Raw genomic sequence first — 11,909 nt, 5'->3', positions numbered from 1 at the left:
TCGCAGGCCCCGGCCGGGCACTCGGCAGCAGCGCCCCGCCGGAACGCCGTCAGCTCAGGGCGTCGACCTCGACGCCCAGGACGGCCTGCTCGTCGGGGCGGTGCACCAGCACGTCGGAGAGGAACGACTGCACGGCCGGCCCCATGCCGACGTCGCGGCCGGCCTTCTCCGACAGCAGCCACTTGTGCTCGATGATCTGCGCGAACAGCTCCTGCGGCTCCAGCTTGCGGCGCAGGTGCGCCGGCACCGCCCGCACCACCGGCTCGAAGACCTCCGTGAGCCAGCGGTGGGCGGCCTGCTGCTCGTCGGTCAGGTCGCTCTCCGCCCGGTAGGCGTCCAGGTCGTTGAGGAGCCGGCGGGCCTGGTTCTCCTCGGCGTCCAGCCCGGCCAGGCGGAGCAGCCGGCGGTGGTGGTACCCCGCGTCGACCACCTTGGGTCGCACCAGGTAGCGCCCGTCGGCGATGGTCGACATCGCCACCTCGGCCACGTCGAAGCCCAGCTCGTTGAGGCGGCGGATGCGGCCCTCGATGTCGTGCCGGGCCTCCCGCTCGATCTGCTGCTCGTAGGTGATCTCGTGCCAGAGGCGCTCGTAGCGCTGCACGACCTCCTCGCACACCACCTCGGGGTCGATGGACTCGTGCAGCAGCCCGGCGGCCTGGAGGTCGAGCGCCTCGCCGAAGATGTTGACCCGGGCGATCTCCAGGTCCTCGCCGCGCTGTCCGTTGGAGAGCGAGTGGCGCAGGGCCCCGGTCTCCGCGTCCACGAGGTACGCCGCGAACGCGCCGGCGTCCCGCCGGAACAGGGTGTTCGACAGCGAGCAGTCGCCCCAGAAGAAGCCGGTCAGGTGCATCCGCACGATCAGGGCGGCCAGCGCGTCGAGCAGCCGGCCCATCGTCTCCGAGCGCAGGGTGTGCGAGAAGAGCGCCCGGTACGGCAGCGAGAACTGGAGGTGCCGGGTGATCAGCACCGGGTCCAGCGGCTCCCCGGCGTCGTCCTGCCGGTCGGCGACGATGGCCACCGCCCGCACCGAAGGGAAGTCGATCCGTTCCAGCGCCCGGAGCAGGTCGTACTCCCGCTCGGCGACCCGCTCGCCGGTCTCCTTCACCGCGTAGACGTACCCGCCGAGCCGGACGAACCGGACGACGTGCCGGGAGATGCCCTGCGGCAGCGCCACCAGGTGCTCGGCGGGCCAGCGCTCCAGCGGGGTCGACCAGGGCAGGTCCAGCAGGGCCGGGTCCACGAGGGCAGAGGTGATCCGCACGTCGACAAGCATGACGGTTCACCCCCGTCGAACGCTCCCCTTCGTGGCTCGCCCCACAACCGCCGCCCGGCGGGCCGGTAGCGTGTCCGCGTGCGGGAAACCCAGGCGGTACGGCGGAAGGCGCAGCTCAGGACGGTACGGCCGGCCGGCTGGTGGTGGGACGCGCTGCTGCTCGCCGCCCTGGTCGGGTTGACGGCCGCGCTCGCCGCCGACCGCCTCTTCGGCGTCGACCGGGCGGTGGCCGACTGGGCCGAGGCGCACCGGCCCACGGCGGCGTACTGGCTCGCGGTCGTCTTCAACTATCTCGGCCAGGGCACCCCGTTGACGCTGATCGCGCTGGGCATGGGGGTGCTGCTGGCCGTCCGGGCCCGGTCGGTGCGCCCGGTGCTGCCGCCGGCGGTCGCCTTCGTGCTCACCTACCTCACGATCGGCCCGCTGAAGGTCTGGACCGCCCGGCCCGCGCCGAGCGCCAGCGTGAAGGAGCCGTTCCTCTCCCCCGACGCGACGCTGCCGCTGTTCCAGCACGACCTGCCGGTGCGGTTCGCCCAGTCGTACCCGTCGGGGCACGTCGCCAACGCGATCGTCTGGTACGGGGTGATCGCGCTGCTGCTGACGCCGCTGCTGGCCGGCTTCGGCCGGTCCGTCCCGCCCCGACTGGTCACCGTGGTCCGGCTGGTCCCGCCCGTCGTGGTGCTCTGCACCACCACGTACCTGGGCTGGCACTGGCTGACCGACTCGGTGGCCGGGCTGCTGCTCGGCCTGCTCCTCGACCGGCTGCTGCACCGGGTGCCGTGGGACGGCGTGCCGCTGCCCGCCCGGCTGGGCGACTTGAGGCGGCCCGCCCTGCCCACCCCGGTCCGCTGACAGACGCGTCGTCAGGCCGTCTCGCGCGGGTGGCCGACGCCGGCACAGGTGAGCCAGACCGTACGGCGCTCATCGTCGATCAGATACCAGATGCGCCCGCCGCCGGTCACCTCGTACTGCCAGCGCTCGAACTCCTGCCCCTTCCAGACGGCCGACGCGAGCGAGCCCTTGAGGCGATGCTGCCGCTCCGGCGAGTTCCTCGCCCGGGGGCCGGCCCGCAGGGCCTCGTACGCGCGCCGGAGGTTCGCCGGTGCCTGGCGGGCGAGGTCCTCCCAGCCGTCCGCGGCGGCCGAGTCGGCGAAGCGAAGTTCGTACTCCGTCCCGATGGCGGGCGGTGCCGCCCGGTCCCCGCGCTTCGGGCTCACTCCCGCCCCTCGGGCACGGGCACCGGGCCGAGGTCCCCCGCCGGCTCGCGGGTCAGAATCTCCAGCAGCGCCGGGTCGGCATGGACCTCGGCGGTGTGCCGCCACTGAGCGAGCAGCACCGCCACGGGCGACAGGTTCTCCAGCGACGCGGCCCCCTGCGCCACCGTGATCAGCTCGCTGAGCATCTCGTCGACGTCGGACTCGGGCAGGAAGGACACCCACGGCAGTGCCTCGCCGAGGACCCGGCGCACGGCGTCCGACGGCTGGGTGCGGACCAGTCCGGCCAGCAGCCGGGCGGTGAAGTCGATGACGACCGCGTCCCGCTCGAGCTGGTCGGCGCGCGTCAAGGCGAGGTCACCGCCACCCCGTCGGCGCAGGCGCAGGGCGCGCACCGATTCCAGCCGGTCCGCTCCGGCGACGGGTTTGTGCAGGAAATCACTGAAGGGAAGTTCCTCGTACATGGCCGCCACGACTTCCACACTACCGTGGAAGTCGCCGACGGGTCTGCCTACTCCTGGGTGGCCCTGGGGGCGGGCGGGCCGGTGGGGGCGCCCGGCGGGTGCGGGGTGGTCTCGCGGAGCAGGGCGGTCAGCCCGGCCCGGCGGGCCACCACGGTCAGGCGGTCGCCGGCGTTGATCACCAGGCGCGGGTCGGCGGACCAGTCGGCCTTCTGGCCGGCGCGGGCGTGCGCGAGCAGGCGCACCTCGCCGGGCTGGGCCACGGCGGCCAGCGGCCGGCCGTCCAGCGGCGATCCGGCGACCACCGGCACCTCGGTGACCAGCAGGGCGTGCCGGCCCACCGGAATGGTGGCGATCACCGCGCGGTCCAGCAGCGCGGCGGCGAACGAGGGCGCGGCCAGGTACGACACGCTGCGCGAGATGCCGATGCCGAACGCCTTCTGGATGCGCTCGGCGAAGTCGCCGTCGAAGAGTCGCAGCACCACCCGCACGTCCGGGTTGAGCACCTGGGCGTTCAGCGCGGCCCGCAGGTTGACCCCGTCGTCGGTGGAGACCACCACGAGGGCCTGGCAGGTCTGCACGGACGCCGACCGCAGCGTCTCCTCCCGCGCCGCGTCGCCGACCAGCAGCGGCACGCCGAGCCGGTGCGCCAGCGAGGCGCCGCGCGCGTCCGGGGTCCGGTCGATGGCCACCACCTCGACGCCGAAGTCATGGAGCTGGGCCATCACCCGGGTGCCGATGTTGCCCAGCCCGACGACCACGACGTGCCCGGACCGCTGGGGCTGGATGCGGCCGGTGTGCAGGGCCAGCCGGGCGTTGACGACCCCGTCGACCACCACGGCGGTGATCAGCGGGAGCAGCGCCAGCCCGGCCAGGTTGAGCACCACCTGCATGACCTGCGCGGCGACGGGCTTGTTGACGTCCGGGTCCTCGCCGGTGAGCGTGGTGACCAGGGTGAGGTAGAGCGCGTCCCCCCAGCCCACCCGGGTCGCGCGGGCGTTGAGCCAGCCCAGCGTGGCGATGACCCCGAGCAGCACCAGCACCGCGATGCCGATCTTGCGGGTGGCGAAGCTGCGGACCGCCCGGAGCAGCATCGTGAGCGGCCGGCGGCGACGCCGGGCGCGGGCCAGCCGGCGGGCCGCCAGCTCGGTTCCGGGCGGCTGCCCGGCCGCCTCCGCCAGCACCAGGTCGGCGGTCGCCTCGTCGGCGGGCAGGAGCCGGGCGCGGGCCGGGTCGCTGGTGTCGGCCACCCCGCACACCACGGTCTCCGGGCGTACGTCGGCGCGGCGGGCCACGTAGAGGGTGCGCCCGCCGTGCCGGAAGTGGGTCGGGGCGACCTCGCCCAGCGCGGCGGCCACGAACGCCGGGGCGGCCATCGACGCGTCGGAGAGCACCGCCGAGTCGGGAAAGAGCCGCCGCACCCCGTTGGCCAGGCTGGTGTTGAACATCCGCACCACCAGTCGCAGCCGGGGCTCCACCTCCTGCGCGCAGAGCGCGGCGTGCATGTTGCCCACGTCGTCCTGGTGCAGCAGGGCCAGTCCGTGCGCGCCCGCCAGCCCGGCCCGGCGGAACGTGGCCTCGTCGAGCCGGTCGGCGCGGACCACCTGGATGCCCTCGACGTCCCGGCCGTCGGGGCCGTCGGAGCGGCGCCGCTCGGGCACCACGAGGGTGATCCGGATCCGGCCGCTGTCCAGCTCGGTGGCGAGCAGCGCCCGCACCACCCAGTACGCCAGTGGGTCCGACCCGCAGACGACGTAGTGCGGGCGGGTCTCCCCGTTCATCCGCAGCCGCCACCCGGTCGCGCGGCGCGCGCGGTCACGCAGGGGCTCCGCCATGCGCCGAATCGTAGTCAGCGGGCGAAAGACCCCGCAGCCCCGTGATCGTGCACGAATGCCGCGGTCGGTGGCGGGTAGAGCAGCGCCATGCAGACGTTCCTGCCGTACCCGGACTTCCTGGCCAGCGCCCGGACGCTGGACGCGAAGCGCCTCGGCAAGCAGCGGGTGGAGGCCCTCCAGGTGCTGCGCGGGCTGACCTGGCCGGGCTACGGCTGGCGCAACCACCCGGCGGTGAAGATGTGGGCCGGGTATGAGGAGGCGCTGGTCCGCTACGGCCTGGACGTCTGCGCGGTGTGGTGCGAGCCGGGGCGGGCCGACACCTGCGCGGCGACGCTGGCCACCGACCTGGCCGCCGCGTGCGGCCTGGCCACCGTACGCACGCAGGTGGAGCTGGCCGCCGCCGGCGAGCTGCCGCCCTGGCTGGGCCGCGACGACCTGCACCGCAGCCACCGTTCCTCGCTGCTGCGCAAGGACCCGGCGCACTACGGCCCGATCTTCGGCGACGTCGACCCGACCCTGGAGTACGTCTGGCCCGCCTCGGACCGCGAGCGCCGCTGCCCCGGAGTGTGAGAGGGGCACCATTCTCCACCTCAGGCGTTAAGGGGCACCTTCCTCTAGCCTGGGCCGCATGGCGCTGTCTCGGGTGATGGGCCGGTTGCTCGGCGTACGCAGGCACGTGGTGGACCCCGGCGGCGGTGGCGCCCCGCGCGTGCCCGGCGTGGTCGAGGCGGTGGTGGTGGGCGGCGGGATCGCCGGGATGTCGGCGGCGGTGGTCCTCGCCGAGCGGGGCGTGCGGGTGACCGTGCTGGAGGCCGCGCCCACGCTCGGCGGCCGGCTCGGCGCGTGGCCGGAGCGGGTGGACGGCGACACCTGGGCCAACGAGCACGGCTTCCACGCGTTCTTCCGGCAGTACTACAACTGGCGGTCGATCCTGCGCCGGATCGACCCGGCGCTGCGCTTCCTGCGGCCGGTCCCCGGCTACCCGGTGCTGAGCGCGGACTGGCCGACGGAGGAGTTCGGCCGGCTGCCGCCGGCCGCGCCGGCGAACCTGCTCGCCCTGCTGCTGCGCAGCCCGAGCCTGCGCCTGGCCGACCTGCGGGCGATGGACCGGGACGCGGCGCTGCCGCTGCTCGCCTACGACCCGGTGCGCACGTACGCCGAGTTCGACCGGGCCACCGCCGACGAGCTGCTCACCTCGCTGCGGCTGCCCGACCGGGCCCGGGCGATGCTGTTCGAGGTCTTCTCCCACTCGTTCTTCAACCACGAGGCGGAGATGTCGGCCGCCGAGATGCTCGCCCAGTTCCACTTCTACCTGCTCGGCAACCCGGAGGGGCTCGCGTTCGACTGCCCCGACGAGGACTACGGCACCGCCATCTGGGCGCCGCTGGCCCGGCACGTCGAGCGGCACGGCGGGCGGGTGCGCACCGACGCCGCCGCGACCCGGCTGGACCGGGGCCCGGACGGCTGGCGGGTGAGCGCGGCCGACGGCACGACGTACCGGGCCGGGCACGTGGTGCTCGCCGTCGACCCGCCCGCGCTGGCCGCGCTGGTGGCGGCCTCCCCGGTGCTCGCCGGGGCCGCACCGAGGCTGGTGGCCGCCGCGCCCACGTTCGGCACCCCCGGCCCGCCGTACGCGGTGGCGCGGTACTGGTGCGACGGGGACGTCGACCCGGGACGGGCGGTGTTCAGCGGCGTGTCCCGGCAGCCCACCCTCGACTCGGTGACCCTCTACCACCGGCTGGAGAACGAGTCCCGCCGCTGGGCGGAGCGCACCGGCGGCTCGGTGCTGGAGCTGCACGCGTACGCCTGCGACGCCGGCGTGCCGGCCGAGGAGCTGGCCGAGCGGATGCGCGCGGAGCTGGTGACGCTCTGGCCGGAGGCGGCCCGGCTGCGGGTGCGCGAGCTGCGTGCCCGGGTGGAGGCGAAGGCCCCGGCGTTCGCCCCCGGCAGCCACGCGGGGCGGCCGGGGGTGCGCACCGACGCCGACGGCCTGTACCTGGCCGGCGACGGCATCCGCACCGACCTCCCGAGCGCCCTGATGGAGCGCGCGGCGGCGACGGGGATCGTCGCGGCGAACCACGTCCTGCGCTCGTGCGGCGCGGCGGCGGAACCGCTCCACTCGATCCGCCCCCACGGCTTGCTGAAAGGAAGGGCCCCTTCTTAACGCTTTCGGTAGAGGAAGGGCCCCCCGTTAACAACTCCAAATCCCGGCAAAACGGTCATCTGCTGTTCTAGGCTCTCCTGGCGGGCCCATCGGCCGCAGCGACGGGGGCAGCCGGGAGGGCGGGGCAGGGGTGTCGACAGCGCACCGGCGCGGGCCGGCCGACCGGCCGCCGGTCGACGACGCCGCCCGAGGGGACGACGCGCACGGACCACCGTGCGACGAGCGGGCCTGCGTCGTGACCGCGCTGCGGCTGGGCTGGTGGCTGGCCGACGCGTACCACCACGCGCAGACCGCCGACCTGACCACGGACGAGCGGCCGAAGACGCCACCGGCGAAGCTCACCAACGTCACCGAGATGTCCGGTCGGCGGCGGATGCGGATGTACCTGGACGGCGTCGACGTCGCCCTCGCCCAGATCGCCGACCTGACCCGCGCCGCCCCGCCCGGCCCCGCCTCCACCCGGGCCGCCGCGCCCGGCCCCGGCACCCGTCCCGACCCCGACCCCGGCACCGCCGGCTCCGGCTCCGGCAGCGCCGGCACGGAGGCCGGCTCGGTCGGAGCCGACAGCCCCGGGGTTCCGCCGTCCACTACCGCCGTCCGGGCGGTCCCGCCGACCGAGGCGGACGAGTTCCTGCTCGCCCTCGACGACCTCAACGTCGACGTGCTCCGCTGGGCGACGGCCACCAACCACCGGGTGGGGCTGGCGTACCGGCTCGGCCGGTCGCTGGCCGACACCGTCCGGCGCGGCGACGCCGACCAGGTGCCGTGGCGCTTCGCCGGCCGCCGGTTCCAGATCGGACGCTGGCTCGACGAGCTGGCGAGCGTGCTGCCGCCGTACTCGGCCGCGGTGGTGCGTCGGTCGCTCGCGGCCTGGGCCGACGCCGTCGCCCGGGCCGGGATGGGCGACCCGGCCGAGGCCGGCCTCGGCGAGCTGGCCCGGGAGCTGCGCAACCAGGGCGAGCTGTGGCGGGGCGTACTGACCGGGGGGCTGAACCCCCGGGACCTGCTCGACGAGGACGACTACGCGGTCGTCGCCCGAAATGTGATCATCCGGGACCGGAAGCTGGTGGTGCAGGCCGCCCGGGGGATCTTCTGGCCGGTCCTCGTACCGCTGCTGGTGGCGCTCCTCGCGGTGGTCGGGGTGAGCGCGGTGGCCGCGACCGGCTCCCCCACCGCCCGCGCCGCCGTCGCCCTGGTCGGGCTTGGTGCCGGGCTGGCCGCGATCTGGCGGTCGGTCTCCGGGCCGGCCCTCGCGGTGGCCGGTGAGGTGAACCGGCCACTGCTGGACGGCGAGCTGATCGTGCGGATGGCCGACCGGGTCGACCGCCCGCTGGCCAGCGCCCGGGCCGCCGCCCGCAGCGGCCGGCAGCGCCGCCCCGACGAGGTGGTCGGCAGGTCGGAGCACGTCGCCGGGCTCTCCCCCGCCGACCTACCGTGATCACCACCCGCCGCCGGCCGCCGTCCCGCGCCGCCAACCGGCCACCGTCCCGCGCCGCCAACCGGCCGCCAGCCGGGCATCAGCCGGCGGTGGGCGGGGCCCAGCGGAACCGGGGCGGCCGGCGTTCGCTGGCCGCCGCGACGCCCTCCCGGGCCTCCCCGCTGGCCCGGACCTGCCCGTGCCACCAGGCGATCCGGTCCGGGTCCGCCCGCCCGTCGACGATCTCCTTCGCGGCGGTGACGGTGAGGCGCGAGCGCTCGGCGATCGTGGCGGTGAGCGCCGCCACCCGGGCGGCGAGCGCGTCGGGCGGCAGCACCTCGTCGACCAGCCCGATCCGCAGGGCCCGCTCGGCGTCGATCAGCTCGGCGGTGAACAGCAGGTGCTTCGCGGCGGACGGGCCGACCAGCCCGGCCAGCCGCCGGGTGGTGGGCGCGGGATAGACCAATCCCAGCCGGGCCGGCGGCACGCCGAACCGGGCGTCGGCGGCGGCGAGCCGCAGGTCGCAGGCGACCGCGAGCTGGCAGCCGCCCCCGACGCAGGCACCGGAGATCGCGGCGACGGTCGGGCGGGCGAAGGCGGCGAGCCGCTCCTCGGCGGCGACGGCGATGCTGGTGTCACCGGCGTCCAGCAGCTCGTCGAGGTCGCCCAGGTCGGCGCCCGCGCAGAAGGTGCCGCCCGCCCCGGTGAGCACCAGCGACCGGACCCGATCGTCCGCCTCCAGCCGGTCCAGCAGCGTCGGGAGCTGCCGCCACATGGCCGGGGTCATCGCGTTGCGCCGCGCCGGGTTGCTGATCAAGACCGTGGCCACCGCGCCCGTCACCTCGACGGTCAGCTCCGCGTCCGACACCGTCCCACCTTCCTTCGCCCGGCCGGGGCGCGGGTGCGCCGGGCCGGTGCGGCGACCATAACGCCCGTGGGCCCGGCGACCACCCGCGTGGGTGGCCGCCGGGCCCGTCGACGGCACGCTCAGGTGCCGGCGGTACGGCTACGTCAGGCGACGTCGACCGCGGTGTCGTCGACGACGAAGGAGGTCTGGAGGGAGGCGTCCTCCGTGCCGGTGAACTTCAGCGTGACGGTCTGTCCGGCGTACGAGGCCAGCGAGAACGACTTCTGGCTGTAGCCGGTGGCCTTGTTCAGGTTCGAGTACGTGGCCAGGGTCGACAGCACGGTGCCGGACGAGTTGAGCACCTGCACCGTGAGCTTGTCGTACTGGGTGCTGGTGGTGGTCTCGGCCGTGTCGATGTGCAGCCAGAAGCTGAAGTTGTACGAGCTGCACCCGGCCGGCAGGCTCACCGACTGGGACAGGGTCTCGGTGCGGGTGGTGCCGGCGCCGTTCAGCCAGGCGCTCCAGGTGCCGGTGCGGGCGGGCTGGCTGGTGCCGTGCTGGGCGATGACGCCGGAGCTGGCCGTCCACGTCGTGTTGCCGGACTCGAAGCCGGCGTTGCCGAGCTTCTGGCCCGCGCTGCCGCAGCCGGTGCCGCCGCCGGTGACGGTCAGCGAATACGTGGCCGTCTTGGCCGCCGCGCCGGTGCCGGTGACCGTGACGGTGTAGGTGCCCGACGGCGTGTCAGTCGTGGTGGCGATGGTGAGGGTGGACGAGGCGCCCGAGGTCACCGAGGCCGGGCTGAACGACGCGGTCGCGCCGCTCGGCAGGCCGGACGCGGAGAGCGCCACGGTCTGCGCGGAGCCGGCGGTGGTCGCGGTCGCCACGGTGGTGGAGACCGAGCTGCCTGCCGCCACCGAGCCGGAGGTCGGGGAGAGCGAGACCGAGAAGTCGTTGCCGGGGTTCGACGAGCAGGGCGCGTCGTTGCCGGCGACGTTCACCGAGGTCCACGCCGCCTGGACGGCCTTGTACTCGGTGGAGCAGTTGCCGTACAGGTCGGTGGCCGCCCGCAGCGTGTAGGCGCGGGAGGTGTTCGCCGGGGTGGTGGTGTTGACGTAGGACGTGTTCGAGGTGAAGTAGGTGTCCAGCGCCCGGAACCAGATCTTCTCGGCCTTGGCCCGGCCGATCCCGGTCACCGCCGGGGCGGAGCCGCAGACCGGCGAGGTGCCGTACGCGGTGGAGCCGCTGCCCTCGGCGAGGTTGAAGAAGAAGTGGTTGCCCACGCCCGAGGAGTAGTGCACGTTCTTGCTCTTCGTGCTGGTCGACCAGCACGAGTCGGACGAGCCGTCCAGCGACGGGTTGTACATGTAGCGCAGCGGCGTGCCGTTGCCGTTGATGTTGATCTTCTCGCCGACCTGGTAGTCGCCCGCGTCGCTCGGCGCGTTGGCGTAGAACTCCACCATGTTGCCGAAGATGTCGCTGGTGGACTCGTTCAGGCCGCCGGACTCGCCGGAGTAGACCAGGCCGGCGACCGCCTCGGTGACGCCGTGGCTCATCTCGTGGCCGGCCACGTCGAGGGAGACCAGCGGGCGGGAGTTGCTGGCGCCGTCGCCGTACGTCATCTGGGCGCCGTCCCAGAAGGCGTTGTTGTAGTTGTTGCCGTAGTGCACCCGGCTCGGCAGGCCCCGGCCGTCGCCGAAGATGCCGTTGCGGCCGTGCACGTTCTTGAAGTAGTCGTACGTCTTGGCGGCCCCGAAGTGGGCGTCCACGGCGGCGGACTGCCGGTTGGAGGTGGCGCCGGTGCCCCACGCGTTGTCGGGGTCGGTGAGCGTGGTGCAGGTCGACGTGCCGTTGTTCATGTCGCAGGTACGACCGTTGCCACGCACCGGGTCGATCAACTGGTACGTGCTGCCGGAGAGCGTGGTGTCGATGCTGACCGCGCCGCTGTAGACGCCGGTGCCGGTGCCGGCGACCGACTCGATCTCGTCGTACGAGCCGATGACCTTGCCGGTGACCGCGTCGGTGATGACGTGCAGCTTCGACGGCGTCTGCTTGTCGGCCTTCCAGCCGGAGGCGACGGTCTCCCAGGCGAGGCGGCCCTTGCCGGAGCTGGCGTCGACGAAGAGCTCCGGGGCGCCCACCGAGGTCAGCGAGCCGGAGAACGCCTTGCCGGCGGCCTCCTTGGCCTTGGCCGCGGTGACCTTCGGGCTGGTGCCGAGGGTCAGCGGCGCCGCGAGGCCCACCGAGGTCCCGGCGAGGTCGCCGTTGGGCGCGGCGTGGATGACGAAGTCACCGCCGTACACCCGCAGGCCGTTGTACGTCCGGGTGTAGCGGGTGTGCGACGCGCCGTTGGCGTCCACCTTCGTGCGGACCGCCTGGTACGCCTCCGCGCTGGTGCCCTGGACGGCGCCGGGGTTGCTGCGGAGGACCGACTCGGCGCGGTCCGGGGCGGGGGCGGCGGGGGTTGCCGCCTGCGCCGTGCTGGCGACGCCGGCGAGCAGGCCGCCGGTGAGCAGCGCTGCACCGGCGGCGGCGATGGTTCTTTTCACGTGCCCTCCAGGGAGGAGAAGTGTGACGGGGGTAGTCACGCATGTAGATATAGAGATCTTTCGAGGCGAGGGGAAGGGGGAAGCGCTTCCAGGCCGGAACATTGACCGAAAGGGTGAGGAGCCAAGGCGACGGAACCGGGCGCGATCGGGAC

General features: G+C 74.3%; 10 protein-coding genes. 4 read left to right on the top strand and 6 right to left on the bottom strand.

Features of this window, described 5'->3' with window-relative positions; genetic code table 11:
* Positions 1-49: 49 nt before the first annotated feature.
* Entirely contained in the window at positions 50-1,273 is a 1,224-nt protein-coding gene (locus LPU43_RS14855) for a DUF4032 domain-containing protein (RefSeq protein WP_229400995.1), read from the bottom strand.
* Between the two features lie 78 nt (positions 1,274-1,351).
* Here LPU43_RS14855 and LPU43_RS14850 point away from each other — a divergent pair, with 78 nt between their 5' ends.
* On the top strand, positions 1,352-2,125 hold the full coding sequence (locus tag LPU43_RS14850) for a phosphatase PAP2 family protein (RefSeq protein ID WP_229400993.1): 774 nt from the start codon (positions 1,352-1,354) through the stop codon (positions 2,123-2,125).
* A gap of 11 nt (positions 2,126-2,136) precedes the next feature.
* On the opposite strand, the gene LPU43_RS14845 is transcribed toward LPU43_RS14850, so the two are convergent.
* From LPU43_RS14845 to LPU43_RS14835, 3 genes are read right to left on the bottom strand one after another with little or no spacing between them, the layout of a single operon-like run.
* Positions 2,137-2,490, bottom strand: a complete 354-nt coding sequence (locus LPU43_RS14845; RefSeq protein ID WP_229400992.1) for a hypothetical protein — start codon at positions 2,488-2,490, stop codon at positions 2,137-2,139.
* A complete protein-coding gene (locus LPU43_RS14840; RefSeq protein WP_373321717.1) occupies positions 2,487-2,951 on the bottom strand; it encodes a hypothetical protein in 465 nt (154 codons plus the stop codon). Before LPU43_RS14840 ends, LPU43_RS14845 begins: the two co-directional genes overlap by 4 nt.
* A 47-nt stretch (positions 2,952-2,998) precedes the next feature.
* Positions 2,999-4,783: a potassium channel protein gene (locus LPU43_RS14835; RefSeq protein WP_229400989.1), complete on the bottom strand. Its 1,785-nt coding sequence runs from the start codon at positions 4,781-4,783 to the stop codon at positions 2,999-3,001.
* An 87-nt stretch (positions 4,784-4,870) separates the two neighbouring features.
* Here LPU43_RS14835 and LPU43_RS14830 point away from each other — a divergent pair, with 87 nt between their 5' ends.
* The 3 genes from LPU43_RS14830 to LPU43_RS14820 all read left to right on the top strand — a co-directional run bounded on the left by LPU43_RS14830 (position 4,871) and on the right by LPU43_RS14820 (position 8,385).
* The gene (locus LPU43_RS14830; RefSeq protein ID WP_229400988.1) at positions 4,871-5,353 is read left to right on the top strand and encodes an MSMEG_6728 family protein; all 483 of its coding nucleotides are present in this window, start codon (positions 4,871-4,873) and stop codon (positions 5,351-5,353) included.
* A 58-nt stretch (positions 5,354-5,411) separates the two neighbouring features.
* Positions 5,412-6,947, top strand: a complete 1,536-nt coding sequence (locus LPU43_RS14825; protein WP_229400986.1) for an FAD-dependent oxidoreductase — start codon at positions 5,412-5,414, stop codon at positions 6,945-6,947.
* A 130-nt stretch (positions 6,948-7,077) separates the two neighbouring features.
* Positions 7,078-8,385 (top strand): hypothetical protein, encoded by a 1,308-nt coding sequence (locus LPU43_RS14820; protein ID WP_229400985.1) that lies wholly within the window; start codon positions 7,078-7,080, stop codon positions 8,383-8,385.
* A gap of 79 nt (positions 8,386-8,464) precedes the next feature.
* On the opposite strand, the gene LPU43_RS14815 is transcribed toward LPU43_RS14820, so the two are convergent.
* Both LPU43_RS14815 and LPU43_RS14810 read right to left on the bottom strand, forming a co-directional pair.
* The gene (locus tag LPU43_RS14815; protein ID WP_229400984.1) at positions 8,465-9,232 is read right to left on the bottom strand and encodes an enoyl-CoA hydratase/isomerase family protein; all 768 of its coding nucleotides are present in this window, start codon (positions 9,230-9,232) and stop codon (positions 8,465-8,467) included.
* 143 nt (positions 9,233-9,375) lie between these two features.
* Positions 9,376-11,757 carry a M4 family metallopeptidase gene (locus LPU43_RS14810; RefSeq protein WP_229400983.1) on the bottom strand — a complete coding sequence of 794 codons (2,382 nt, stop codon included), beginning with the start codon at positions 11,755-11,757 and terminating at the stop codon, positions 9,376-9,378.
* Between the last annotated feature and the right edge of the window lie 152 nt (positions 11,758-11,909).

This window comes from Micromonospora okii (assembly GCF_020884795.1).
Taxonomy (GTDB): domain Bacteria; phylum Actinomycetota; class Actinomycetes; order Mycobacteriales; family Micromonosporaceae; genus Micromonospora; species Micromonospora okii.
The sequence above is the reverse complement of the archived record's forward strand: the minus strand, read 5'-3'. Positions and strand labels throughout refer to the sequence as shown.

Bases quoted from the DNA above. Each gene is read 5' to 3' on its own strand.
- LPU43_RS14855 (WP_229400995.1), bottom strand. From the start codon at position 1,273: ATGCTTGTCGACGTGCGGATCACCTCTGCCCTCGTGGACCCGGCCCTG.
- LPU43_RS14840 (WP_373321717.1), bottom strand. From the start codon at position 2,951: ATGTACGAGGAACTTCCCTTCAGTGATTTCCTGCACAAACCCGTCGCC.
- LPU43_RS14835 (WP_229400989.1), bottom strand. From the start codon at position 4,783: ATGGCGGAGCCCCTGCGTGACCGCGCGCGCCGCGCGACCGGGTGGCGG.
- LPU43_RS14830 (WP_229400988.1), top strand. From the start codon at position 4,871: ATGCAGACGTTCCTGCCGTACCCGGACTTCCTGGCCAGCGCCCGGACG.
- LPU43_RS14825 (WP_229400986.1), top strand. From the start codon at position 5,412: ATGGCGCTGTCTCGGGTGATGGGCCGGTTGCTCGGCGTACGCAGGCAC.